The 23,370-nt window shown below is 58.7% G+C and carries 24 protein-coding genes; 11 read left to right on the top strand and 13 right to left on the bottom strand.

All coding sequences use genetic code 11. The features are described from left to right. Positions 1-19: 19 nt before the first annotated feature. The 8 genes from GV827_RS05830 to GV827_RS05795 all read right to left on the bottom strand — a co-directional run bounded on the left by GV827_RS05830 (position 20) and on the right by GV827_RS05795 (position 6,836). Positions 20-430, bottom strand: coding sequence for a universal stress protein (locus tag GV827_RS05830; protein ID WP_164352851.1), 411 nt, complete (start codon positions 428-430; stop codon positions 20-22). A gap of 30 nt (positions 431-460) precedes the next feature. Then, a complete protein-coding gene (locus tag GV827_RS05825; RefSeq protein WP_164352849.1) occupies positions 461-1,441 on the bottom strand; it encodes a zinc-dependent alcohol dehydrogenase in 981 nt (326 codons plus the stop codon). After that, positions 1,438-2,199: an SDR family NAD(P)-dependent oxidoreductase gene (locus GV827_RS05820; RefSeq protein WP_164352847.1), complete on the bottom strand. Its 762-nt coding sequence runs from the start codon at positions 2,197-2,199 to the stop codon at positions 1,438-1,440. The genes GV827_RS05825 and GV827_RS05820 overlap by 4 nt, the downstream gene beginning before the upstream one ends. Beyond that, positions 2,192-3,499, bottom strand: a complete 1,308-nt coding sequence (hisD, locus tag GV827_RS05815) for a histidinol dehydrogenase (protein ID WP_164352845.1) — start codon at positions 3,497-3,499, stop codon at positions 2,192-2,194. The genes GV827_RS05820 and hisD overlap by 8 nt, the downstream gene beginning before the upstream one ends. A gap of 11 nt (positions 3,500-3,510) precedes the next feature. Further along, the gene (locus tag GV827_RS05810; protein ID WP_164352843.1) at positions 3,511-4,839 is read right to left on the bottom strand and encodes a TRAP transporter large permease; all 1,329 of its coding nucleotides are present in this window, start codon (positions 4,837-4,839) and stop codon (positions 3,511-3,513) included. A gap of 12 nt (positions 4,840-4,851) precedes the next feature. After that, positions 4,852-5,364: a TRAP transporter small permease gene (locus GV827_RS05805; protein ID WP_164352840.1), complete on the bottom strand. Its 513-nt coding sequence runs from the start codon at positions 5,362-5,364 to the stop codon at positions 4,852-4,854. A 113-nt stretch (positions 5,365-5,477) separates the two neighbouring features. Continuing rightward, positions 5,478-6,626, bottom strand: a complete 1,149-nt coding sequence (locus GV827_RS05800) for a TRAP transporter substrate-binding protein (RefSeq protein ID WP_164352839.1) — start codon at positions 6,624-6,626, stop codon at positions 5,478-5,480. Positions 6,627-6,650: 24 nt separating this feature from the next. Next, positions 6,651-6,836: a hypothetical protein gene (locus tag GV827_RS05795; protein WP_164352836.1), complete on the bottom strand. Its 186-nt coding sequence runs from the start codon at positions 6,834-6,836 to the stop codon at positions 6,651-6,653. A gap of 133 nt (positions 6,837-6,969) precedes the next feature. On the opposite strand from GV827_RS05795, the gene GV827_RS05790 reads away from it, so the two are divergent. After that, positions 6,970-8,016, top strand: coding sequence for a LacI family DNA-binding transcriptional regulator (locus GV827_RS05790; RefSeq protein ID WP_386334089.1), 1,047 nt, complete (start codon positions 6,970-6,972; stop codon positions 8,014-8,016). Here GV827_RS05790 and choV read toward each other — a convergent pair. The 3 genes from choV to choX form a co-directional block, all read right to left on the bottom strand. Further along, positions 8,007-9,029: a choline ABC transporter ATP-binding protein gene (choV, locus tag GV827_RS05785; RefSeq protein WP_164352832.1), complete on the bottom strand. Its 1,023-nt coding sequence runs from the start codon at positions 9,027-9,029 to the stop codon at positions 8,007-8,009. The genes GV827_RS05790 and choV overlap by 10 nt on opposite strands. Continuing rightward, the gene (gene choW, locus GV827_RS05780) at positions 9,026-9,859 is read right to left on the bottom strand and encodes a choline ABC transporter permease subunit (protein WP_164352830.1); all 834 of its coding nucleotides are present in this window, start codon (positions 9,857-9,859) and stop codon (positions 9,026-9,028) included. The genes choV and choW overlap by 4 nt, the downstream gene beginning before the upstream one ends. Before the next feature lie 84 nt (positions 9,860-9,943). Beyond that, positions 9,944-10,867 carry a choline ABC transporter substrate-binding protein gene (gene choX / locus GV827_RS05775; RefSeq protein WP_164352828.1) on the bottom strand — a complete coding sequence of 308 codons (924 nt, stop codon included), beginning with the start codon at positions 10,865-10,867 and terminating at the stop codon, positions 9,944-9,946. 212 nt (positions 10,868-11,079) lie between these two features. Here choX and fnrL point away from each other — a divergent pair, with 212 nt between their 5' ends. Then, positions 11,080-11,826, top strand: a complete 747-nt coding sequence (fnrL, locus tag GV827_RS05770; RefSeq protein ID WP_164352827.1) for a transcriptional regulator FnrL — start codon at positions 11,080-11,082, stop codon at positions 11,824-11,826. Between the two features lie 12 nt (positions 11,827-11,838). Here fnrL and GV827_RS05765 read toward each other — a convergent pair whose 3' ends face one another. Beyond that, on the bottom strand, positions 11,839-12,678 hold the full coding sequence (locus GV827_RS05765) for a universal stress protein (protein WP_164352825.1): 840 nt from the start codon (positions 12,676-12,678) through the stop codon (positions 11,839-11,841). Between the two features lie 200 nt (positions 12,679-12,878). Between GV827_RS05765 and ccoN the strand changes: the two genes are divergently transcribed. From ccoN to hemN, 9 genes are all read left to right on the top strand, one after another. Beyond that, positions 12,879-14,483, top strand: a complete 1,605-nt coding sequence (ccoN, locus tag GV827_RS05760; RefSeq protein WP_164352823.1) for a cytochrome-c oxidase, cbb3-type subunit I — start codon at positions 12,879-12,881, stop codon at positions 14,481-14,483. An 11-nt stretch (positions 14,484-14,494) separates the two neighbouring features. Continuing rightward, a complete protein-coding gene (ccoO, locus tag GV827_RS05755) occupies positions 14,495-15,253 on the top strand; it encodes a cytochrome-c oxidase, cbb3-type subunit II (RefSeq protein WP_164352821.1) in 759 nt (252 codons plus the stop codon). A 14-nt stretch (positions 15,254-15,267) separates the two neighbouring features. After that, entirely contained in the window at positions 15,268-15,492 is a 225-nt protein-coding gene (locus tag GV827_RS05750) for a cbb3-type cytochrome c oxidase subunit 3 (protein ID WP_164352819.1), read from the top strand. Then, positions 15,489-16,382, top strand: coding sequence for a cytochrome-c oxidase, cbb3-type subunit III (ccoP, locus tag GV827_RS05745; protein WP_164352816.1), 894 nt, complete (start codon positions 15,489-15,491; stop codon positions 16,380-16,382). Before GV827_RS05750 ends, ccoP begins: the two co-directional genes overlap by 4 nt. Before the next feature lie 185 nt (positions 16,383-16,567). After that, on the top strand, positions 16,568-18,181 hold the full coding sequence (gene ccoG / locus GV827_RS05740) for a cytochrome c oxidase accessory protein CcoG (RefSeq protein WP_164352814.1): 1,614 nt from the start codon (positions 16,568-16,570) through the stop codon (positions 18,179-18,181). Continuing rightward, entirely contained in the window at positions 18,181-18,645 is a 465-nt protein-coding gene (locus GV827_RS05735; protein WP_164352812.1) for a FixH family protein, read from the top strand. The genes ccoG and GV827_RS05735 overlap by 1 nt, the downstream gene beginning before the upstream one ends. After that, the gene (locus GV827_RS05730; RefSeq protein ID WP_164352811.1) at positions 18,642-20,834 is read left to right on the top strand and encodes a heavy metal translocating P-type ATPase; all 2,193 of its coding nucleotides are present in this window, start codon (positions 18,642-18,644) and stop codon (positions 20,832-20,834) included. Before GV827_RS05735 ends, GV827_RS05730 begins: the two co-directional genes overlap by 4 nt. Further along, complete coding sequence (ccoS, locus tag GV827_RS05725) at positions 20,831-21,022, top strand: cbb3-type cytochrome oxidase assembly protein CcoS (RefSeq protein ID WP_164352808.1); 192 nt, start codon at positions 20,831-20,833, stop codon at positions 21,020-21,022. Before GV827_RS05730 ends, ccoS begins: the two co-directional genes overlap by 4 nt. 7 nt (positions 21,023-21,029) lie before the next feature. Continuing rightward, positions 21,030-22,382: an oxygen-independent coproporphyrinogen III oxidase gene (hemN, locus tag GV827_RS05720; protein WP_164353207.1), complete on the top strand. Its 1,353-nt coding sequence runs from the start codon at positions 21,030-21,032 to the stop codon at positions 22,380-22,382. 7 nt (positions 22,383-22,389) lie between these two features. Here hemN and GV827_RS05715 read toward each other — a convergent pair whose 3' ends face one another. After that, on the bottom strand, positions 22,390-23,325 hold the full coding sequence (locus tag GV827_RS05715) for an acetamidase/formamidase family protein (protein WP_164352806.1): 936 nt from the start codon (positions 23,323-23,325) through the stop codon (positions 22,390-22,392). Positions 23,326-23,370 lie beyond the last annotated feature (45 nt).

Raw genomic sequence — 23,370 nt, 5'->3', positions numbered from 1 at the left:
GTTTGGCGCGTTTTGAGAATTAGGAAGAACGGTGAACGTGAACCGCGCAAGGGGCGTGACGGACGACGCGCGCGGCGGTGGAGCCAAGCAGATAATCGCTCAGCCCCGGTTTGTGCGACCCGATGACGATGCAATCGATGCCATTGGCCGTCGCATAGTCGATGATGGTGCGGTAAGTGTGACCCTTGATCAATTCGGCCTTGATGCCGTCGATCCCGTCGAGCTTTTCGGTCAGTGTCTTGCGCGCACGCTCGAACCCTTCCTTGACTGCATCTTCGTCAAGGTAGGCCGTCACTGAGCCTTGCGGCGCTTCGTAGACATGCAGGGCGATGATCTCTCCGTCCCCACCGGTCAGCGCCTTCGCAATCTCAATTGTTTGAGGGGATACATTGTGGTCAAGCGCCATCGGGACGAGGATTTTACGATACATGATCTCTCTCCATTGCGTGTTTCGGGGTCTTCATGCCCAAGGGGACAGGACGATTTTCGGGGCGGCAACTTTGCCCTGGCGCAGGTCCTTGAAGGCAGCAAACCCTTCTGACAGGGGGCGTTCTTCGATCCAGTCGAGCGGGCCAAGCCGGCCATCAAAGATCGCCTGCGCGGTGTCGCGGAAATCCTGTGCCGTGTAGGTGTAGGTACCGATGAAAGTGATTTCCTGCAGGGTCATCCGGCGCACATCAAGCCCGCCAGTGTCCTCTCCCAACCCCACGTGAGCGATCACGCCGCCCGGCTGGGCGCATTCTGAGGCCTTCGCACGGGTCGCTGCATAGCCGACAGCGTCAACGACTACCGGGAACAGTCCTTCGGCGAATGCGACGGTCTTCTGACCGCACAGGTCAGACAAGAAGGCCCGGCGCGCATCGTTGGGCTCAGCCACGGTCACGTCGTCGATACCCATCGCTTTCAGTGCGAGGGCTGCAGCCAATCCAATGGCTCCGCCCCCGATGACAAGGGCGCGCTTGTCCATGGACGGATGCATCGCCTCCAACGCCAGCCTGACGGCATGCCAGCTGACTGCGAGCGGCTCTGCCAGAGCCGCCTTATTCAACGGTACGCCTTCCGGCACCTCGACCAGATTGCTCTCCGGCATCGCTACATATTGCGCGAAAGCACCTTCGCGGGGCGGCATTGAGATGATCTGTCGCGTGGGGCACAGGTTCTCGCGGCCCGCCTTGCAGGCCTGACACGTGCCGCATGTGACAAGCGGGTTCACCGTGACGCGCAGGCCGTCCTTCGGTCCGCCCACGATTACACCCGCCGCCTCATGCCCAAGGATCAGCGGGGCAGGACGGCGTGCGTCATGACCCAGATACGCGTGCATGTCAGAGCCACAAATACCTACCGCTTCGACCTTGATCAGATGCTCGCCTGCGCGCGCCTCCGCATCGGGGACATCGCGGAAACCGAGTTCTTCAACACCGTCATAAACAAGAGCTTTCATTTCGCTGTAAACCCCCCGTCCACCATAAGAACCTGACCTGTTACGTAACTCGATGCCTCCGAACAGAGAAACAAGAGCGGTCCATCCATATCTTCCATGCGCCCATTCCGGCCCGCACATGTCTGCGCCGCATTGCGTGCAGCACGCTCAGGATCATCGAACACCGCCGCGGTCAGTTCGGTCGGAAAAAACCCCGGCCCGATGGCGTTGGCCGTAATCCCGTCGCGCGACCATGCCTCGGCCATGGCGCGGGTCAATTGCCCGATACCCGCCTTGGTGGCGCCGTATGCGATGCCCCCCGGAAACGCGCGCGTCGTTTGCAGCGACGCGAAATTCACGATCCGACCCCAGCCTTTTTCCTTCATTGCAGGCACCAGCGCCTGAGATAGAAAGAACGGTGCGCTGAGATTCAGCGCCAGCGTCATATCCCAGCCTTCGGGCGTGACATCATCTGCGGCCTGACGCGTGTTCACACCAGCCGCGTGGATGACAATATCCGGCGCGCCGAAAGGCTCAGATACTGCAGTCCGCAGTTCTTCAATCCGGTCCCGATCAGCAACGTCCGCTGCAACGGCAGCGGCTTTTGCGCCAATCTCGTCCGTCAGACTGTCCAGCGCCTCTTGCCTGCGGGCTACGCCCACGACCTTTGCCCCTGCAGCAGCAAGGGCAACGGCCGCACGCCGACCCAGACCGGAGCTTGCCCCGGTCACGCAAGCCACCCGGCCCGTCAGGTCAAAGAGGTGACGCGGGTCAGCCATCTGCGGAGAGATCGAAGTTCTCGCCGGGGAAGTATTTGGCCAGACGCACGTCCGCCGCGCGGGCGTGACCTTCCATCCCTTCCAGACGCGAGATGCGGGCGGTCGCAATCGCCACATCCTTGGACGCCTCGCGCGTGGTGCGCTGCCAAGTGACGATCTTCATGTACTTGTGCACGCTCAGACCACCGGTGTAGCCAGCCGCACCAGACGTGGGCAGCACGTGGTTCGTGCCTGCGGCCTTGTCGCCGTAGGACACTGTGGTCTCCTCGCCCAGAAACAGCGAGCCGTAGCAGGTCAAACGGTTCAGCCACCAATCAAGGTCCTCGGCCTGCACGGTCAGGTGCTCTGGTGCATAGTCATCGGAACAGGCGGCCATCTCTTCGCGGTCGGCACAGACAATCACCTCTGCATAATCGCGCCATGCGGCAGCGGCGTTCTGGCTGTTGAGTTCGGGCAGATCGCCGATGAGGCCGGGCACAAGGTCCATCACCTTTTCGGCCAGCGCACGGTCATCCGTGACCAGCCAGACAGGCGAGTTGTAGCCATGCTCGGCCTGAGACACGAGGTCGGTTGCGACCACATGCGGATCGGCCGTCTTGTCCGCAAGGACAAGGCTGTCTGTCGGGCCTGCGATCATGTCGATACCGACGCGGCCAAAGAGGATACGCTTGGCTTCGGCGACGAACTGGTTGCCGGGGCCGACAAGAATGTTCGCCTTGGGCAGACCAAAAAGACCAAAGGTCATGGCTGCCACGCCCTGCACACCGCCCATTGCGATGATCTTGTCCGCGCCGCAGATATGCGCGGCATAAACAATTGCCGGGTTCACGCCTTCGCCCGGACGGGGCGGTGAACAGGCCGCGATGTGACGGCATCCTGCGACTTTTGCGGTCGTCACCGTCATGATGGCGGATGCAATGTGGCTGTAACGCCCGCCGGGGACATAGCAGCCTGCTGCATCCACGGGGATCGCCTTTTGTCCCGCGATGAATCCGGGATGGATTTCCATCTGAACGTCGGAAACTGTGCCTTTTTGCATTTCAGCAAAGCGTTTGACGTTGTCGTGCGAGAACTGAATGTCGGCCTTCAGTTTTTCGGGCACCAGTGCGCAGGCAGCGTCGATCTCTTCTTGCGACAGGATCACGTTGCCTTCGTATTGGTCGAACTTCTTGGCATATTCCAGCGCCTTTTCGTCGCCACCCGCCTCGATATCATCAAGGATATTCTTGACGATCTCGTGGGTTTCCGACGCGTCCGACTTGGCAGTCAGCGGTGCTTTCTTGAGGTATTCACGGGTCATGAGCGGGGTTCCTACTTATAGATTTCTGGAAGCAGTGAAGTGGAAATGGCAGGCACGTAGGCGATCAGAAGAACGACGACGAACATGCACAATACGAAGGGGATGGCGCGCCAGGCTATCTTCAGAATTGACTCGCCTGTGATGCCAGAAACGACGAACAGGTTGAGGCCCAGCGGCGGCGTGATGAAGCCCACGCCCAGCGCGGTGATCATCATGATGCAGAACTGAATTTCGTTCATGCCGATGTTATCCGCCAGTGGCTTGAGGATGGGGGCGAGGATCACGATGTTGGGTGTCGTCTCCATCACGCAGCCTGCGGCGATCAGAATGCCGATCATCAGCAGGATCAGCAGCCATGGCTCGTCCGTCATCATGGTGACCGACGTCACAAAGCCCTGAGGCACACCCATAATGGCCAGCGCCTCGGCCAACGGGGCCGAAAAGGCGATGATCGGCAGGATCACACCGTTCACCTTGGCCGAGCTGACCAGCATTGCGGGGAAGTCAGCCAATCTCAGCGTGCCAAGGATGAAGCCCATGAGGATCGTCACGACCACCGCTGTAGCACCGGCTTCGGTTGGGGTCAGACGACCTGAGAAGATCCCGTAGAAGATGATGCCGGGCACAATGAACGCGTACCAGCCGGACTTGAGAGAGCGCAGAAGGTTCGCAAACCATTCACCCATGGTCATCATGCCGCCACCTTCCCAAGCGTACAGGCGGTTCATGATCAGGTTGGTGATCAGGATCGAGATCAGGATCGCCAACCCGGGGATCAGCGCGGCGAGAAACAGGGTCGAGGCCGATATGCCGAGTACAAGGCCGATGATGATATAGGCGATCGAGGGCGGGATCAGGATGCCAGTACAGGCACCGGCGGCAACCAGCGCGCAGGCGTAGGGGCGGGGATAACCGCTCTCAACCAGACGGTCGATGGTCATACGGCCCACGGCGGCAGCACCCGCCGCGTCAGAGCCGGAGATCGCCGCGAACATGCCGCAGACAAGGACAGTAGCAGAGCCGAAACCACCCTTTGCAAAGCAGGTCAGCGCCTCGGCCACGTCGAGGAACTTGCGCGACAGACCTGTACGAACAAGCACGTCGCCGGTGAGGATGAACAGAGGCACGGCGGTCAAAGCGAAGGCGTCGATGCCAGTGAAGAGTTTCTCGCCCACAAGGCTGAGCGGCAAGTCGCCGGACATCACCAGCATGGCGATTGCAGCTGTGCCGATGGCAGCCCAGACCGGAACCGCAAGTGCAATCAGGGCGACGAACATGAGGACCGGGATGTAGAAGTCCCACCCCAACTCAACCGTTTGATTCATTGTTTGCCAAAGCATTTTTCAGGCTCCTTAATCAAACAGTTTGTCGCCTTCGAAGACAGCAGTGCCGTCCCGAAGCGATCTGAAGTCGCGAACGAATGATTGCAAAAGGCGCCAGATCATCAGCGCAAATCCAATCGGCACAGACATGAGGAACCAGACTTTGGAGATGCGCAATCCATCTGTCACCGAGCCGAACTTGGCAGAGACGTGGACCGTCTCAAGTGACCAGTAAAGCGCGATGATCGCCACGCCGAACATGACCAGATCACCAAATATATAAAGCAGCGCCTTGGGCCGCGGTCCGAGGTAGTGCATGATCACGTCGATGCGGATGTGCGCACGTTCCTTGACAGCAGCAGCCGCGCCGATCCACGCAAGGTAGATAAAGGAGTAGCGCACGATCTCTTCCCCCCAGATGGAGGAATAAGCGAACAGTTCGCGGCGGATCACTTCGATGGCCATCGTGATGACGAGCATCACGTAGAACATCAAAAGCAGCCACCTTTCCGCGTCTCGGTCAATTCGTTTGAGAATATCCATATCTCGCCCCGGCCTTGGCCGCACTTCACCTGTTCAGCCCGACCGGGCTGTCATGAAGGTGCTGCAAATTAAGGAAAATTGGCGGACGCCTGAATGGCGTCCGCCGGAAGGGTTTAGGCGTCGTGCACGTAGTACTTGCCTTGCGTGCCTGCCGCCTCTTCCATCTTGGCAAAGGCTTCCATGGAACCGGCGAGCTCTGTCTTGAACTCGTCCCATTCGGAGCGCTGGTAGCCGCCTGCTTCTTTCCATTCGCCCAGCTGATCTTCGCTCAGCGAGTGGAATTCAACACCGGCCTTCGCAAGTTCGGCCATCGCGTAGGCACGTGCCGATGGTACTTTGGAGAGGTTCTGGTGCGCGGTCATTTCGGAGCCCCAAATGATGCCCTCTTGGACGTCGGCTGGCATGGAATTGAACCATTCAAGGTTACAGGAATAAACTTGGCTGTCTGGCACGGCCTGCGTGAAGGTCACGTGGGACAGGATGTCCTTGAATCCAAAGACATAGAGAGCGCCCACAGATGGGTCGAGCGCGTCGGCCACACCCTGCTTGATCGCGGATGGTGTCTCGCCCCATGCCACCGGCGTCGGGTTTGCACCGACCATGCGGTAGTACTGCTGCAGCATCTTGGAGCCCGGCACGCGGAACTTGACGCCCGACAGATCGGATGGCGACAGAACCGCCCCTGCCCCGCCCTTGCGCACAGCAACGACGCGTGGGTCGATGTTGACGTAGAACAGCGCCTTGAAGCCCGCCGCCTCGACCTTTGGGTGGACCTCGGTGTCCCAGAAGTTCGAGTTAACAAGGTTGGTGAAGCGCTGGTTTGAACCGCAGAGATACGGCATGTTGATCAGGTCAACGGTGGACGCAAACGGTGCAAAGTTGGACAGAGAGTGCTGGGCCGCCTGAATGGTCCCGCCCTGAACCGCCTGCACCAGCGCGCCGCCGGCACCAAGCTGACCACCGGGGGCGAGCTTCACATAAACCTTGCCGTTGGTGGCGTTCTGGATGTTTTCCTTCAGGTCGAGCTGCATGATCGGGTAGCTGCGCGATGCGCCCAGAACATAGGCCGTGGCGATGACCATCGTATGCTCTGCTGCCTTCTCGCGGTCCCGCTCTTCGTTGGCTGTCTGTGCGGCCGCTTCAGTTGACCAGAGCATTCCGCTGGCACCAGCAACCATTGCAGCGGTGAAGCTGCCAGTCGCAGCCAGTTTCAGAAAGTTACGACGCTCGGCTGACTTCAGCTCTTTTGTCTCTTTGTCCATATGGTGTCCTCCCGTTGAACTTGGTTAGCTGCCGTTTTTGTTTTTGCGGTCAGCTTCGGCTTTCAGAATCGCGACCACGAAAAGGATCGAGGCCACAAAAAGAACCAGCATTTCCCCCACGTCCCCCAAAAATGCGCTTCCCGCGAAAGCACCGAGTGCGACGTTTGCGAAATAAATGGCAAATACGACGATAGATGCAGCAAGAAACATGGGCGAGGCTCCTGAGTGAATCGGCTCCTCGTCAGTGTAAGCGCTTACATTTATAATGCAAGCGTTTACATTTTGCTTGTTTCCAATACCTTGACACATAACATCCCAAAGGTGATGCGACATGAAAGCTGATATTTCGAAGGACGATGCCACGCCGACACTTGACGACGTCGCCCGCAAGGCTGGCGTTTCGACAGCTACGGTGTCGCGCTGTCTGAATAACCCCGACCGTGTGGTCGAGGCGACGCGCGCAAGGGTGATGGAAGCGGTCAAGGCGCTTGAATATACGCCGAACTTCGCTGCCCGCGTGATGGCGGCCAAACGTACGTTCACCATTGGGGCAATCATCCCCACGATGGACAACGCGATTTTTGCGCGCGGGTTGCAGGCCTTTCAGGAGGCATTACACGCAAGGGGCTACACCTTGCTGGTGTCAAGTTCGGCCTACCGCCCCGATGTCGAAGAGGAACAGATCAGGGCGCTGGTGGCGCGTGGTGCCGACGGCTTGCTATTGATCGGCCACGACCGGGACGCACCGATTTATGAATACCTTGAGCGCCAAAAGGTCCCTGCCCTTGCGGCGTGGTCTTTTATGGAAGACGGGCAGATTCCGTCCATCGGTTTCGACAATCGCGCAGCCATGTCTGCCTTGGCAAAAGAGGTGATCCGCCTTGGGCATCGGCGGATCGCGATGATTTCCGGGATCAGTCAGGGCAATGACAGGGCAAGGGAGCGTATCGAGGGCCTGAAGGACGCGCTGAGGGAAAGCGCGCTAGACGTGGATGATCTTGAGATCATTGAAACAACTTACGAAGTTGAGAACGGCGCAGAGGCGTTCACTCAACTCATGTCACGCGACGTACCGCCAACGGCCGTGCTCTGCGGCAATGATGTTCTGGCCGTCGGTGCGTCGCTTGGTGCCAAACGTCTTGGGTTACGTGTACCGCAGGATGTCTCCATCACAGGTTTTGATGATATTGAACTGGCCCGAATTACCAGTCCGGCCCTGACGACAGTCCATGTGCCGCACCGTGAAATGGGACGTAAAGCTGCGGATGCCCTTATTGACATGGTCGAGGGCAAAAAGAAGGTCGTCTCCGCCAAACTGGAGACCTCAATCAAAAAGCGGCATTCCCTGGGGCCCTGCCCCGGCACGAATGACGACCCCGATCACCCCTGAGTGTTCAGCCGTTCGACAATGCTTTGAGCGGTGACTGTCCCAAGAGGTGTATCCCCCTCGACGACCGTCAGAGCGCCCTCATCGCCGCTCAGTTTCTCAATCAGCTCTGACACCGGTGTTTCGACCGGGACATTCGGCGCATCGGGATTGATCGTGTCGCCCATCACATCCCGTGCTGTCAGCACACCAAGCGGGTTCATATTCGCCACAAAATCGGCCACGTAGTCGGATGCAGGGTTCGAGAAAATCTCGCGCGGGGTGCCAAGCTGGACGATCCGTCCGCCTTCCATGATCGCAATGCGCCCGCCCAGTTTGAACGCCTCATCCAGATCGTGGCTGACAAAGATGATGGTGCGTTTCAAATCACGTTGAAGGTCCAGCAATTCATCCTGAAGCCTTGTGCGGATCAGCGGATCAAGCGCCGAGAACGGCTCATCCATCAGCAAGATCGGGGCTTCGGTCACAAAGGCGCGGGCGAGGCCCACGCGCTGCTGCATCCCACCAGAGAGTTCGCCCACCTTGCGATCGGCCCAGTCTGACAACCCAACCAAAGCAAGCTGCTTGTCGGCACGTTCCAGCCGCTCTTTCTTGGGCACATCGGCAAGCTCAAGTGCGAGCGCCACGTTGTCGCGCACCGTACGCCATGGCAGCAGACCAAATTGCTGAAAAACCATCGACACACATTCGCGCCGCACCCGACGCAGGTCATTGTCAGAACATTCCTGCACGTTCGCCGACCATTTTCCGTCGTTGACCACCACATGTCCCCGCGCCACCGGGTTCAAACCGTTCACCGCACGCAGCAGCGTGGACTTCCCCGATCCCGACAGGCCCATGAGAACAAGGATTTCACCCTCCGCCACATCGAGCGTGCAGTCATGAACCCCAAGGACCTGTCCTGTTGCAGCTTCGATTTCGGACCGGGATTTCCCGGCGTCCATCAGCGGCAGCGCCTTGCCGGGTTTTTCGCCAAATACGATCGAGACGGAGTGGAATTCTACAGCGTTGGTCATTTCTCACCCACCCGCAGCATCCGGTCCAGCATAATGGCAACCACAACGATGATGAGCCCCGATTCAAAGCCCAAACCGGTATTGACCTGATTGAGCGCCCTGACCACCGGCACCCCAAGTCCATCCGCCCCTACGAGGGCCGCAATGACGACCATCGACAGAGACAGCATGATGGTCTGGTTCAGACCCGTCATGATCTGGGGCAGCGCATATGGAAGCTCGATCTTCCAAAGTGTCTGGCTGGGTTTGGCCCCGAATGCCTGCGCCGCTTCCAAAAGTGCCTTCGGCGTTGACGATATGCCAAGCTGCGTCAGGCGGATCGGCGCAGGCAACACAAAAATTACTGTCGCGATCAAGCCCGGCACCATGCCGATCCCAAAGAACACGATGGCGGGGATCAGATACACAAAGGTGGGCAATGTCTGCATCAGGTCGAGCACGGGCCGCATGAAACGGTAAAGCCGCGGGCGGTGTGCTGCAGCGATGCCGATGGGCACGCCCAGCCCCATACAGACCACGCAGGCAGAAAGAACCAGCGTGAGGCTTTCGGTGGTTTCCTCCCAGTAGTCCTGATTAAGGATGAACAAAAAACCCAGCACGATAAAAACAACGGTTTTCCAATTGCGCTGTATCAGCCACGTCAACCCTGCAAAAAGTGCGATGATGATCAGTGGGTGCGGGGTTTGCAGAACCCAGAGGATCGCCTCGATCAACTGCTCCATCAACAATGCAAGGCCGTCAAAAAACCAGCCGCCGTTGATCTGAAGCCATTCAAACGCACCTTCGGCAACGTCGTCGATGGGCACCTTGTTGTCGGTCAGCCAATTCATCCTGTCGAGGTCCTATTGATGAGTAATTGATACACCAATGCCCGCCCGAAAACCGGGCGGGCATCCTTTGAAGCGAGGAGGCTTTTACTCCATCGCCGCTTTCGCAGCTGCCATCGCATCACCACCGTCCTTGGTGGTGACACCATCCAGCCAGCCGTTTAGAACGTCCGCGTTGGCCTTGATCCATGCGGCTGCCGCCTCTTCAGGTTCTTCGCCGTCATCAAGGATCGCGCCCATGATCTCGTTCTCCATGGCCAGCGTGAACTCCATGTTCTGCAACAGCTTGCCAACGTTTGGGCATTCCTCGACATACCCTGCGCGGGTATTGGTATAGACCGTTGCACCGCCCAGGTCGGGACCAAAGAAGTCGTCGCCGCCCTCAAGATAGGTCAGCTCGAAATTCGCGTTCATCGGATGTGGCTCCCAGCCGAGGAAGACGATGGGATCACCCTTGCGGGTCGCACGCTGGACCTGCGCCAGCATGCCCTGCTCAGAGGATTCGACCACTTCGAAGTCGCTCAAGCCAAAAGCATCGCCATCGATCATCGACTGGATCAGACGGTTGCCGTCATTTCCGGGCTCAATGCCGTAAATCTTGCCATCCAGTGCATCAGCCTGGGCGACAATCGTATCAAAGGACGTGATGCCCATGTCGGCCGCCGGCTTGTTTACTGCCAGGGTGTACTTTGCGCCTGCAAGGTTCGCGCGGACGGTGTCGACGGTCCCTGCTTCACGATAGGGCGCGATATCTGCCTCCATCGTGGGCATCCAGTTGCCCAAGAACACGTCAATGTCACCGGCTGCCATAGAGGTATATGTTACCGGCACGGACAGGATTTTCGTTTCTGTGTCATAGCCCAGCGCATCCAGCACGACCGAAGCCGCTGCGGTTGTGGCGGTGATATCTGTCCAGCCGACGTCCGAGAAGGTAATCGTGTCGCATCCTTCTGCGGCAACAGCGGTGCTAAACGTCACGGCAAGAGCCGTTGAGGCGAGCAAACGTTTCATTAGAAATTCTCCCGTTCTTTTTATGGGTTGATGCGTGAATAGAGAGCGAAAGGGCGTTGAAATGCAACTCGAAACATCCGCAGCTGATGCACCGCACCGGTTTTCACCGGCGCACACACGACATTCCGTTGCGATATCTAACTTCGATGAGGAATTGAGTTTTCGTGTCAGGCTGTTACCCTGCGCAAAGCCAAAACCGAGGGGCACCTGAAATGACGCTGGCGCAAACCAGTACTGACTTTACCTCCTGCTCAGACTGTAACATCCGCTATCGCGCGGTATGTGCGACCTGTGACACAGATGAATTGCGGCGTCTGGAGGACATCAAGTATTATAGAACATTCGACGCAGGCCAGCCCATCATGTTTGAGGGTGATGACATGAATTTCGTGGCCTCTGTGGTGTCCGGCGCCGCGCGGCTGTCGCGGACCTTGCCTGATGGGCGGCTGCAAATGCTGGGGCTTTTGCTGCCTTCGGATTTCATTGGTCGTCCGGGTCGCGATACGGTCACTTATGATGTTGAGGCGATTCAAAAGGTCACGCTGTGCTGTTTCCGCCGCAAGCCTTTCGAGGATCTTGTCGCAACGACACCCCATATCGGTCAGCGCCTTCTGGCAATGTCGCTTGATGAACTTGACGTGGCCCGCGAATGGATGATGCTGCTGGGTCGCAAAACCGCTCGGGAAAAGATCACCTGTCTTCTGTCGTTGATCGGCCGCCGGACCGCCTCTCTGCATTTGCAGCCCATTGCAGACGGGTTGTCGTTTGAAATGCCCATGTCACGCGAAGCGATGGGTGATTATCTGGGGCTGACTATCGAAACGGTAAGCCGCCAGATGACAGCCCTTCGCAAGGACGGCGTCATTGAACTTGAAGGCAGCCGCATCATTACGATTCCCGATCTTGCCGTGCTGATGGCAGAAACCGGCGACGATGCCGACGGTGGGATGCTGGCCTGATCTGTTTCTGCGCTAATGCGCCATGAAAACAGGTGCCTTTGCGTTCATAAGGATGTCTCGGGTGGTGCCGCCAAAGATGGCCTGCCGGAGACGAGAGTGGCCGTAGGCACCCATGACGATCATGTCACAGCCCAGTTCTTCTGCCCGGCGTTCAAGCGTGGCCGAGATGCTGTTGTCGGTCCGGTTGCAAACCGACACTTCGCATTTGATCCCATGCCGTGACAGGAACTGGGCAAAGGCACCACCAGGATCTGACCGGTCAGGCGCGTCCTTGGGCGGATCGACCAGCACGACGTGCACATAGGCCCGGTCTGAGAGCAGCGGAAGCGCCTGTCTGGTCGCCCGGAGTGCCGCCGCACTTTCATCCCATGAGATCATGATCTTGCTTGGTGGCGCGATCAGGCTTGTCTCTGCAGGCAGCAGCAAAAGCGGCGTATCTGCATCGAAAAGGATCGTCTCTGCAAGGATACGCGTCTGCTCATGGCCCTCACCTTGTGGCAAGCGCTGCTGTATTACCAGATCGCTGAACCGCGTATGTTGAACGATTTCTGTGGTACTGCTGGCAGCTGGCGTGGTCACTGTCTCGACATTCCAGCGGATATCTTCCTTGGACAGATGATCCGTCACCAGTTTTTCGATCTCTTGGACCTGTGCTTCGTTTTGCTCCAGCCCGACGCCCACAGGCAGCGCTTCGAGAGCGGAAGGCATCAGTCCCGACTGGTCCATACCCGACACAATAATAAGTACATGCAGGTGTGCATCCATCGCACGTGCGAATCCGGTAGCAGCGACAAGCTGTGTGGTCACCTGATCCGCATCGGTCAAAATCGTTGTAACCGTCTGAATTGACATAATTTCTACATTCCCGAACTGATTTCCGGTCACTCTGCAAGCAAGCAGAACCCGCGTCTTTGACCTTGCCCAAAAAGAAAACCATTGGGCTTTGATACAGATCAAAGACCCCCTTCCCCTGCTTTGAAAGAAACATGCAAAAGCGAACAACCCATCCGTGCGACATCAGGCTGCGTGCGGGTGAAAGAAGGGACAGCAAAATGACGTCTGACTATTTCAAACTCATAGCATTGGGTCTGATCACCCTGTTTGCGGCGCTTGCCGCAAGCTGGGGCCGCGATCTGGCCTATCAGGTGCATGCGGTACTGATCATGGTGATCTCCGCAGGCATGTTCATCTGGGTACTGCGCAATACGGATGAGCCGGTGACGGCTGGCGTGGATGCCAACGGCTATATGGACGATGTTGTCCGGGCCGGTGTCATCGCCACGGCGTTCTGGGGCGTCGTGGGTTTCCTCGCGGGAACCTACATTGCGTTTCAGCTGGCATTTCCTGCGCTGAACCTTGAATGGGCACAGCCCTACGCAAACTTTGGGCGGCTGCGCCCCATCCACACCTCTGCGGTGATTTTTGCGTTTGGGGGCAATGCCCTTTTGATGTCGTCGTTTTACATCGTGCAGCGCACCTGCGGCACGCGCCTCTGGGGCGGCAATCTGCGCTGGTTCGTGTTCTGGGGCTATCAGCTTTTCATCGTGCTGGCGGCAACCGGATACCTGCTGGGCTCGACCCAGTCCAAAGAATACGCCGAGCCTGAATGGTACATCGACATCTGGCTGACGATCGTCTGGGTGTGTTTCCTTGCCATCTACATGGGGACGCTGATCAACCGGAAGGAAAAGCACATCTATGTGGCCAACTGGTTCCTGCTGAGCTTCATTATCACCACCGCGATGCTGCACCTGGTGAACAACCTCTCACTCCCGGTGAGCATCTTTGGCTCCAAGTCGGTGCAAGTCTTTGCAGGCGTGCAGGATGCGATGACGCAGTGGTGGTACGGCCACAATGCCGTGGGCTTCTTCCTGACGGCGGGCTTCCTTGGCATGATGTACTATTTCGTGCCCAAGCAGGCCGAACGCCCCGTCTTCAGCTATAAACTGTCGATCATCCACTTCTGGGCGCTGATCTTCCTGTATATCTGGGCCGGTCCACACCACCTGCACTACACCGCCTTGCCTGACTGGGCTTCGACCCTTGGCATGGTGTTCTCGATCATCCTTTGGATGCCCAGCTGGGGCGGCATGATCAACGGTCTGATGACGCTGAACGGCGCATGGGACAAGCTGCGTACCGATCCGATCATCCGGATGATGGTGATTTCGCTGGCCTTCTACGGCATGTCGACCTTCGAGGGTCCGATGATGTCGATCCGCGCGGTTAACTCCCTGTCGCACTATACCGACTGGACCATCGGCCACGTACATTCCGGTGCTTTGGGCTGGAACGGCATGATCACCTTTGCCGCTCTCTACTTCCTGACACCACGGCTTTGGGGGCGTGCGCAAATGTATTCCATGTCTGCGATCAACTGGCACTTCTGGTTGGCAACCATCGGCATCGTCCTCTACGCGGCGTCCATGTGGGTCACCGGCATCATGGAAGGCCTGATGTGGCGCGAAGTCGACGCACAGGGTTTCCTCGTGAACTCCTTTGCCGACACCGTGGCTGCGAAGTTCCCGATGTACCTTGTGCGGGGTCTGGGCGGGGTCATGTACCTCACCGGTGGCCTGATCATGGTCTGGAACCTCTGGATGACCATTCGTGGCGGGGAACGCGTCAACGCCCCCGTCGGTGTGCCAGCTGAGTAAGGAATAGAGAAATGTCTGATACACCAAACAATCCATCCACCAAGGGCATCCTTGGCAAGCACGCAGTGATTGAACGCTCTGCAACCCTGCTTATGGTTCTGTCCCTGCTGGTCGTCACCATCGGTGGCATCGTGGAGATCGCGCCCCTCTTCTACCTTGAAAACACGATCGAGGAAGTCGATGGGATGCGCCCCTACACACCACTTGAGCTTGCAGGGCGCGACGTCTACGTCCGGGAGGGTTGCTATGTCTGCCACTCCCAGATGGTCCGCCCGATGCGAGACGAAGTGGATCGCTACGGTCACTATTCACTTGCGGCGGAAAGCATGTATGACCATCCGTTCCAGTGGGGCTCCAAGCGCACAGGGCCAGACATGGCGCGTGTGGGCGGGCGGTACTCGAACGCTTGGCATGTCGATCACCTGATGGACCCACAGTCCGTGGTACCTGAATCGATCATGCCGAAATACGCGTTCCTGTCACGCACCCCGATCGATGGGGAGCACATCGAAGATCTGGTCAAGACACACCGGGCCGTTGGCGTACCCTACTCCGACGAAATGGTGGAAAACGCACGCGCTGACTTCCTGGCGCAGGCTGATCCTGACAGTGACTTTGACGGGCTGATTGAGCGCTACGGCGAGACTGCGAATGTCAGCAACTTCGATGGCCAGCCAGAGTTGACCGAGATGGATGCGCTGATCGCTTATCTGCAAATGCTGGGCACGCTGGTGGACTTCTCCACCTTCACGCCAGACGCAAGCCGCTAAGGGAGGATCTGACAATGGATACCTATTCCTGGATGCGCCAATTCGCGGACAGCTGGATGCTTTTGGCGATGACGCTGTTCTTTCTGGGTGTGATTGTCTGGGCCTTCCGGCCCGGCAGCAAGGCCACCCACCGCGACACGGCCAACATCCCGTTCCGCAATGAAACCCTACCTGTCAGCGACAACGAGCAAACCGCCGCTGGCAAGGACGACATCCTCAAGATGGGAGGCGCGTCATGAGCGACCCTAAAGCCAAAAAACCCGTTGATGACGTCACAGGCACCGAGACCACCGGCCACACCTGGGACGGCATTGAAGAACTGAACTCCCCGCTGCCGCGGTGGTGGCTGTGGACCTTCTACGCCACGGTCGTCTGGGGCATCGCCTATACCATCGCCTACCCAGCATGGCCGATGGTATCGAGCGCAACATCCGGGATCCTGGGGTATTCGACCCGCGGTGAAGTTGCGCAAGACATCGACGCCTTCCGCGAGGCAAGTGCGGCACGCGATTCGCAGCTGGCGAGCGCTGATCTTGCGACCCTGTCAGAGAACGAAGATCTCTATAGGTATGCGGTCTCGTCCGGCGCTGCGGTTTTCCGCAACAACTGCTCGCAGTGTCACGGCTCAGGTGCTGCAGGCGCCAAGGGGTATCCCAACCTGCTGGATGACGACTGGCTTTGGGGCGGCAATCACGAAGCGATTGCCTATACCGTGCGCCACGGCATCCGAAATGAGGCCGACGACGATGCGCGCTATTCTGAGATGCCCGCCTTTGGCGAAATACTGGAAGAGGGTGAAATCCCGATGCTGGTGGAATATGTGCGCGGCCTTGCCGGTGCAGAACATGATGCCGCCATGGCCGAAGGGGCCGCCGAGCTTTACGCCGACAATTGCGCCGCCTGCCACGGGGACAATGGTATGGGCGACCGGGAACAGGGTGCGCCCAACCTCACTGATGCGATCTGGCTTTACGGCGGTGATCGCGACGCACTGACCGAAACCATTACCTACTCGCGCTACGGCGTGATGCCACCTTGGGGTCCACCCCGCCTGACCGAGGCGCAGGTGCAGGCTGTTGCCACCTACGTTCACCAGCTCGGTGGTGGCGAGGCCGACCCGGCAGAGTAGCACAGAGATACGTCAGGCGGTTCTGTTCGCACCAATCCCGTTTGACGTTAGGGGTGCCTTATCAAGGCGCCCCTTCTTCTTTTTTCGAACATTCTGACACACTATCCGGCGCTATTGACCCAGATCAAAGCACCTGAACCCACACCTTGGCATGAGAAAGGGGCGAACAGAAACAGGAGCCCAAGATGGCTGACACTCCCCCTTCCCTCTACGTTGCGCGCGAGCCGATCTTTCCGCGCCGGGTGTCGGGCTTTTTCCGAACGTTGAAGTGGTGGATCATGGGTATCACCCTCGGCATCTATTACCTGTTGCCCTTTGTCCGTTGGGATCGTGGTCCGAACATGCCCGATCAGGCAGTGCTTGCCGATCTGGCAAGCCGCCGTTTCTTCTTTTTCTGGATCGAAATCTGGCCGCATGAGTTCTATTTCGTGGCGGGCCTTCTGATCATGGCGGGTTTGGGGCTGTTCCTGTTCACCTCGGCACTGGGCCGTGTCTGGTGTGGCTATACGTGCCCTCAGACGGTCTGGACTGACCTTTTCCTGCTGGTCGAACGCTGGATCGAGGGCGACCGGAATGCGCGCATTCGCCTGAACCGGGCAAAGTGGGATTTCCACAAATTGGGCCTGAGGGTCAGCAAATGGGTTGTCTGGCTGCTGATTTCGGTCGCGACCGGCGGTGCCTGGGTCTTCTATTTCACCGACGCACCGACGCTGGCGGTGAACCTCGTCAATTTTGATGCGCCCTACGTGGCCTACGCCTCGATCGCCATACTGACCGCGACGACCTTTATCTTTGGCGGCTTCATGCGCGAACAGGTCTGCATCTACATGTGCCCTTGGCCGCGCATTCAGGCCGCAATGATGGACGAAGGCACACTGACTGTCGGCTATCGCGACTGGCGCGGCGAGCCCCGTGGCAAGCACCGCAAGGGCGCGCGCGCCGCTGCCGCATCCACCACAACGACCGCTTATGCCGAAGCAGACGTGCCTGACATAGAGCCACTGGGCGACTGCATCGACTGCATGGCCTGCGTCAACGTCTGCCCGATGGGCATCGACATCCGCGACGGGCAACAGCTTGAATGTATCACCTGTGCGCTTTGTATCGATGCCTGCAACGAAATGATGGACAAGATCGGCAAGCCGCGCGGCCTGATCGACTATCTTGCACTGGACGACGTCCCCCCGACCGAGCCTGGCGATCTGGCTGCCGTGCGCCCTATGGGCACCGACGCCGTCGATCCCGCACCTACCGTTTCGGTTCCGGTTGAAGGTCGCGTGGCTGATGTGCCTGCGGGCAATCCTGCGCCCACGATTGCGGTTGCCAGCACCGAGTGGAAGCCAAAGCCGATCTGGAAGCATATCTTCCGACTGCGAACCATGATCTACACCGCGCTTTGGTCGCTCGTGGGCATCGGCCTTGTGGTCGCGCTCTTCATCCGTTCTGATATTGAATTGACGGTATCACCCGTGCGCAACCCGACCTTCGTGATGCAAAGCGACGGATCTATCCGCAATATTTACGATGTGCGTCTGCGCAACAAATCGGGCGACAATCGGTTGTTCCACCTGTCGCTGACCTCGGATGAAACACTGCGGATCGAACTCGAAGGAAGGCCCGAATTGAGCGTGACCGTCCCCGCCAACGAAACCCTGCTGCAGCGGGTCTACGTTACTGCACGGCCACAGGACCCCGCCTCAAGCGCGGACCGGACCGATCTGCGGCTCTGGGTTGAAGACGTTGAAACCCAAAGTCGCGCCAGCAGCGCAACGATCTTTAACGGTACAGGAGTGGAATAATGAAACGCACGTTGAACGGCTGGCACGTCCTTGCGATTTTTGGCGGCTGCTTTGGTATCATCATCGCTGTGAACCTCACGCTTGCATTTAAGGCCGTTTCGACCTTTCCGGGGCTTGTGACCAAGAATTCCTATGTCGCCAGCCAAAGCTTTGATGCGGACCGGGCGGCACAAGATGCCTTGGGGTGGACGCTGGAGACCACGCTGGAAAATGACGTGCTGATGCTGGCAATCACAGATGTTGACAACAGGCCAGTTCGCCCAGAACAGATCAATGCAACGTTGGGACGTGCGACACATGTCGCTGAGGACATCAAACCGGTTTTTGAATGGGACGGCACAGCACTCAAAGCGGCCGCCCCCGTTGAGCCGGGATATTGGACACTCTGGCTTGAGATCACAGCTGAGGATGGCACACCGTTTCGCCGCCGCATTCCCCTGACCGTGGAGGAGGCTGCATCGTGAGCCTTGCCGAAAACCCCACTTTTGCCGCCTGCCCCGGCTGTCTGGCAGCACCAGCCACAGGGGGCGAGGCATCTGACGCGGTTGGCGAGACCCTTTATCTGTCGCTGCCCGGCATTCACTGCGCTGCTTGTATTGCCTCGGTCGAACGGGGGTTGCTGTCACGCGATGACGTCTATCAGGCGCGTGTGAACCTCAACCGCAAACAGGTCCAGATCACTCATTCGCCGCTGACCTCGCCCGAAGCCTTGATGGATTACCTTGGAAGTATCGGTTTCGAGGCGCGCCTGTTGGACGCCAACGCACTTGGGCAGACAGGCGACGCCGCCGGGCGCGCTCTGCTGTTGCGGATCGCCATTGCCGGTTTTGCGATGATGAACGTAATGCTGATGTCCGTCGCCGTCTGGTCAGGCGCGGAAGAAGCGACGCGCACTCTTTTCCACTGGATTTCCGCAGCGATCACGCTGCCAGCCATAGGATACGCCGGACAACCGTTCTTTCGAAACGCCTGGACGGCGCTGCGCGTAGGTCGGCTCAACATGGATGTGCCTATTTCGCTGGCGCTGATCCTTGCGTCAGGCATGTCGCTTTATGAAACTGCCGCAGGGGGTCACGAGGCCTATTTTGACGCCGCTCTATCTCTGACCTTTTTTCTGTTATGTGGCCGCTACCTTGATCACCGCTGCCGCAGCACCGCGCGGTCCGCTGCACGGGAACTGGCCGCCCTTGAGGTGCCGAGGGTCACACGCCAGACTTCTGAGGGACGCGAGACCATCAACCTGTCAGAGGCAAAGATCGGGGATCACATCGTTGTGTTGCCGGGCGCGCGCGTGCCGGTCGATGGTATCGTCACCGAAGGGACCAGCAACCTTGATCGCGCCTTGCTGACAGGCGAAAGCCTGCCCGTCGCCGCCGACGTGGGGAGCAGTGTAAACGCGGGCGAAGTCAATTTAAGTGGTCCGCTGGTCATTCGTGCAACGGCTGTTGGTTCGGACACCAGCCTGCGCCGCATGGTTACGATGATCGACGCAGCTGAATCAGCGCGCAACAAATACACGGCCTTGGCCGACAGGGCGGCACGGGTCTACGCACCTGTTGTCCATTTGCTGGCACTCGCGGCTTTCGTGGGGTGGTTTCTTGGTGCTGGCGACGCACGCCTTGCGCTTAATATCGCGATTGCAACTTTGATCATCACCTGCCCCTGCGCATTGGGTTTGGCCGTCCCCGCGGTATCCACAGCTGCAGCGGGACGCCTGTTTCGCGAAGGCCTGCTGGTTAAAAACGGGACCGCAATGGAGCGGATCGCCGAGACCGACGTCATCGTTTTCGACAAGACCGGCACACTGACCGAAGGCCAGCTTGAGGTTGAAGCCCTTGAAGGTCTGACCGATGCGGCACGCGACGTAGCGCTGGCGCTGTCACAAAGCTCAACGCACCCGATTTCCCGCGCACTCGCGATTGGCCTTTCCGCGAACGGGGCGCAACCTGCCACGCTCAACACTATCAAAGAGCATCCCGGCAAAGGGCTCTCTGCTGTCTGGAGCGGCAAGGATGTGCGCCTTGGCTCTGCCGATTTTGTCGGGGCTCCCCCGACAGACAGGCCGGGTGCATGGCTGAAAATCGGGGCCGCGCCTGCCCAGCATCTGACCTTGCGGGCTGAGCTGCGCAAAGGTGCCGCCGAAATGGTCACAACTTTGTTGGCCGATGGCCGGGAATTGCACCTGATTTCCGGAGACACCCCAGAAGCAACAAGAGCCGTCGCGCAACAACTGGGCATCACGCAATATCGCGCAGCGCAAAGCCCGGCGGACAAGATCACCTATCTGAACGCGCTCGCTGAAAAAGGGCACAAGGTGCTGATGGTCGGGGACGGTCTCAACGATACCGGCGCACTTGCCAGCGCCTACGCCTCGGTTGCGCCAGCGGCTGCGGCGGATGCAGCGCGTGCCGCATCAGACGTTGTGCTGCTGGGCGAAAGTCTCGCCCCCCTTCCAGACCTTATTGACACCTCGCGCAAGGCAAAGCGTCGGATCCTTGAAAACTTCGGCATCGCGGCAGGTTACAATGCCTTCGTCATCCCACTGGCCCTTGCCGGGTTTGTCACCCCACTTTTGGCTGCCATCGCGATGTCCACCTCCTCCATCACTGTGTTGCTAAATGCTTTGCGGGTGTCGCGAAAGGCAAGATCATGAACATCCTCGCCATCCTGATACCGGTGTCCCTTGCCCTTGGCGGTCTTGGCCTCCTCGCCTTCCTGTGGAGCCTGCGGTCCGATCAATATGACGATCTGGATGGGGCGGCGTGGCGTGTCCTGCTGGACGACGACGCGGCAGACCCAGTTGACCAAGATCAAAGACAGGATCCAGACCGTGCTGGATGATCGACCTATGTTGAGTTTCGATACCCTCAAGGCCCGCGGCCTATTCGATGAGCGCCTGCCGCGCTACACAAGTTACCCCCCTGCCCCCGCTTTTCACAGCGACACCGGGGCAGCGTTTCAGGTCAAGGCTCTCGAAGGTCTGGATCCGGATGCACCCATATCGTTGTACCTTCACATCCCTTTTTGTGAGCGGCTGTGCTGGTTTTGCGCCTGTCGTACGCAGGGTGTGCGCAGTATTGCACCGGTTGAGCACTACATCGGCACGCTTGAAGCCGAACTGGCGTTAATCGCCAAGCACCTCCCCGGGAAATTGCGCGTCAAGCAGATGCACTGGGGCGGCGGTACGCCCACCATTTTGCCACCACATTTGATCGAACGATTAGCCGCCGCGCTGCATGATGTCTTTACCTTCGAAGATGACACCGAATTCTCGGTCGAGATTGATCCCACGCTTGTCGACAAGGACAAAATCGCAGCCCTACGCGCCGCTGGCATGACACGGGCCAGCATCGGTGTGCAGGACTTCGCAGAAGTCGTCCAGTCCTGCATCGGTCGCTTACAAACCTTTGAACAGACACGTGAGGCAGTCGAGATGTTGCGCGCTGCCGGGATCACGTCGTTGAACATTGATCTGGTCTATGGCCTGCCTTTCCAGTCACTGACCGGCTTTGGCAAAACACTCGAACAGGTCTGTGCGCTGGACCCCGACCGCATCGCGCTGTTCGGATATGCCCATGTGCCGCACATGGCACAGCGCCAAAAGCTGATCCCCGAAGCGGCATTGCCAGATGACCGGGCGCGGTTCGATCTTTTCAACAAAGCAACCGAAATGCTTGGGGCGCACGGGCTATTGCCCATCGGCATCGACCATTTCGCCAAGCCGACAGACAGTATGGCGATTGCCGCTGATGCGGGTCAGCTGCGCCGGAACTTCCAAGGATATACCGTCGATGGGTGCAGTACTTTGCTGGGCCTCGGAGCATCTTCGATATCTCGGTTCGAAGGAGGGTTCGTTCAGAACACGGCCCAAACCGGCCCCTACACCAAGCTGATCCGCGCAGGCGAACTGGCCGGTGCGCGGGGATATCAACTGACCGCCGAAGACCGCTTGCGCAGCCGGGTGATCGAAATGCTGATGTGCGACTATGCGATCAACTTCAAGGAATTGGCGCTGAGCGACGCCGAACAGGCGATGCTTCGCTCTGGACTGGAAGCACTTCGTACGGAATGCCAAGGATTGATCACCGAAACACCTGAACGATTGTCATTGTCGCCCGAAGCCCGCCCCTTGGTGCGCAGGCTGGCCCATTTCTTTGATACCTTCACGCTACAGAACGTCAGCTTTTCGCGGGTGTCCTGAAGGATCGTTAAGTCGAGGACTGCAACAGGTCTTTGGCGATCATCATATGCACGCCCTTTTCACGGTTCACCGTCTGGGTGATCCGCAGATCGGCGGCCAATGAACACAGCATATACGCCTCCGCCCGGCTGATCCCGATCCGGTGCGCCACCTCTGTGATCATTCGGCGCAGGGCAATCTCAACTGCTTGGTCAAGGTCGGCATGCATTCCCATCGTGATCAGATGCGATGGCGTTTCCGCCTGTGGATAGGTGATATCCAGATCCGTGCGTCGGGTCAGACGGAAGCGGCCCTGCAACGCCGTTTCAATCGCCGTGACGCAGACCTCTCCATCGCCCTGTGCGCCATGCCCGTCCCCGCAGGAAAACAACGCCCCTTCGACATGGACGGGCAGATAAAGGGTCGTGCCTGCGACGAGTTCCTTGTTGTCGATGTTGCCACCATGCGCGCGCGGCTCAATCGTTGATATCCGGCCCCACTCAGCGGGTGGTGCGACACCCATGACCCCAAAGAACGGGGCCAGAGGCAACTCGAGCCCCCATGGCAGCGTGGCGATCCCGCGCGCCTTGTCCAGCGGCAGGATTGTCAAATGTGTTTCGTCAAAATCCAGCGGCAAGGTGCCGGACAGAGGTCGGATGACGTTGTAGCCCCAGTCCTGCCGCAAGCTCGCTTCGATAATATCGATCTGCAAGACATCTCCCGGCATCGCCCCTTTGACCGCGACAGGTCCCGTCAGGATATGCCCCGGCATCGGCGGCGGGCCGGCCGCGTGGATGGCAAGAAGTTCCGGCGGCACATCATAGCCCTCTTCCGGCAAGACCTGCGGCGCACCTGAGACGGTATTGATAGTGATCTCAGCCCCGCTGTCGATCTCGGCAACGGACGCGCGACCAGCGTCGAAATACCCCCAATGGCAGGTGTCGGGTGAGGCGTCGATGATCATGGGTGCGACCTTTCGCTGTTTCATTGCAGTTACCCCACACCACAG

Origin of the sequence: Sulfitobacter sediminilitoris (assembly GCF_010667575.1) — a bacterium.
GTDB lineage: Bacteria > Pseudomonadota > Alphaproteobacteria > Rhodobacterales > Rhodobacteraceae > Sulfitobacter > Sulfitobacter sediminilitoris.
Note: the sequence above shows the minus strand (reverse complement) of the source record. Positions and strands in the feature narration are given on the sequence as shown.

What these genes read in the sequence shown, in the direction of transcription:
- GV827_RS05830 (WP_164352851.1), bottom strand. Translation starts at nt 430, where the DNA reads ATGTATCGTAAAATCCTCGTCCCGATGGCGCTTGACCACAATGTATCC.
- GV827_RS05825 (WP_164352849.1), bottom strand. Translation starts at nt 1,441, where the DNA reads ATGAAAGCTCTTGTTTATGACGGTGTTGAAGAACTCGGTTTCCGCGAT.
- GV827_RS05820 (WP_164352847.1), bottom strand. Translation starts at nt 2,199, where the DNA reads ATGGCTGACCCGCGTCACCTCTTTGACCTGACGGGCCGGGTGGCTTGC.
- hisD (WP_164352845.1), bottom strand. Translation starts at nt 3,499, where the DNA reads ATGACCCGTGAATACCTCAAGAAAGCACCGCTGACTGCCAAGTCGGAC.
- GV827_RS05810 (WP_164352843.1), bottom strand. Translation starts at nt 4,839, where the DNA reads ATGCTTTGGCAAACAATGAATCAAACGGTTGAGTTGGGGTGGGACTTC.
- GV827_RS05805 (WP_164352840.1), bottom strand. Translation starts at nt 5,364, where the DNA reads ATGGATATTCTCAAACGAATTGACCGAGACGCGGAAAGGTGGCTGCTT.
- GV827_RS05800 (WP_164352839.1), bottom strand. Translation starts at nt 6,626, where the DNA reads ATGGACAAAGAGACAAAAGAGCTGAAGTCAGCCGAGCGTCGTAACTTT.
- GV827_RS05795 (WP_164352836.1), bottom strand. Translation starts at nt 6,836, where the DNA reads ATGTTTCTTGCTGCATCTATCGTCGTATTTGCCATTTATTTCGCAAAC.
- choV (WP_164352832.1), bottom strand. Translation starts at nt 9,029, where the DNA reads ATGACCAACGCTGTAGAATTCCACTCCGTCTCGATCGTATTTGGCGAA.
- choW (WP_164352830.1), bottom strand. Translation starts at nt 9,859, where the DNA reads ATGAATTGGCTGACCGACAACAAGGTGCCCATCGACGACGTTGCCGAA.
- choX (WP_164352828.1), bottom strand. Translation starts at nt 10,867, where the DNA reads ATGAAACGTTTGCTCGCCTCAACGGCTCTTGCCGTGACGTTTAGCACC.
- fnrL (WP_164352827.1), top strand. Translation starts at nt 11,080, where the DNA reads ATGACGCTGGCGCAAACCAGTACTGACTTTACCTCCTGCTCAGACTGT.
- GV827_RS05765 (WP_164352825.1), bottom strand. Translation starts at nt 12,678, where the DNA reads ATGTCAATTCAGACGGTTACAACGATTTTGACCGATGCGGATCAGGTG.
- ccoN (WP_164352823.1), top strand. Translation starts at nt 12,879, where the DNA reads ATGACGTCTGACTATTTCAAACTCATAGCATTGGGTCTGATCACCCTG.
- ccoO (WP_164352821.1), top strand. Translation starts at nt 14,495, where the DNA reads ATGTCTGATACACCAAACAATCCATCCACCAAGGGCATCCTTGGCAAG.
- GV827_RS05750 (WP_164352819.1), top strand. Translation starts at nt 15,268, where the DNA reads ATGGATACCTATTCCTGGATGCGCCAATTCGCGGACAGCTGGATGCTT.
- ccoP (WP_164352816.1), top strand. Translation starts at nt 15,489, where the DNA reads ATGAGCGACCCTAAAGCCAAAAAACCCGTTGATGACGTCACAGGCACC.
- ccoG (WP_164352814.1), top strand. Translation starts at nt 16,568, where the DNA reads ATGGCTGACACTCCCCCTTCCCTCTACGTTGCGCGCGAGCCGATCTTT.
- GV827_RS05735 (WP_164352812.1), top strand. Translation starts at nt 18,181, where the DNA reads ATGAAACGCACGTTGAACGGCTGGCACGTCCTTGCGATTTTTGGCGGC.
- ccoS (WP_164352808.1), top strand. Translation starts at nt 20,831, where the DNA reads ATGAACATCCTCGCCATCCTGATACCGGTGTCCCTTGCCCTTGGCGGT.
- hemN (WP_164353207.1), top strand. Translation starts at nt 21,030, where the DNA reads ATGTTGAGTTTCGATACCCTCAAGGCCCGCGGCCTATTCGATGAGCGC.
- GV827_RS05715 (WP_164352806.1), bottom strand. Translation starts at nt 23,325, where the DNA reads ATGATCATCGACGCCTCACCCGACACCTGCCATTGGGGGTATTTCGAC.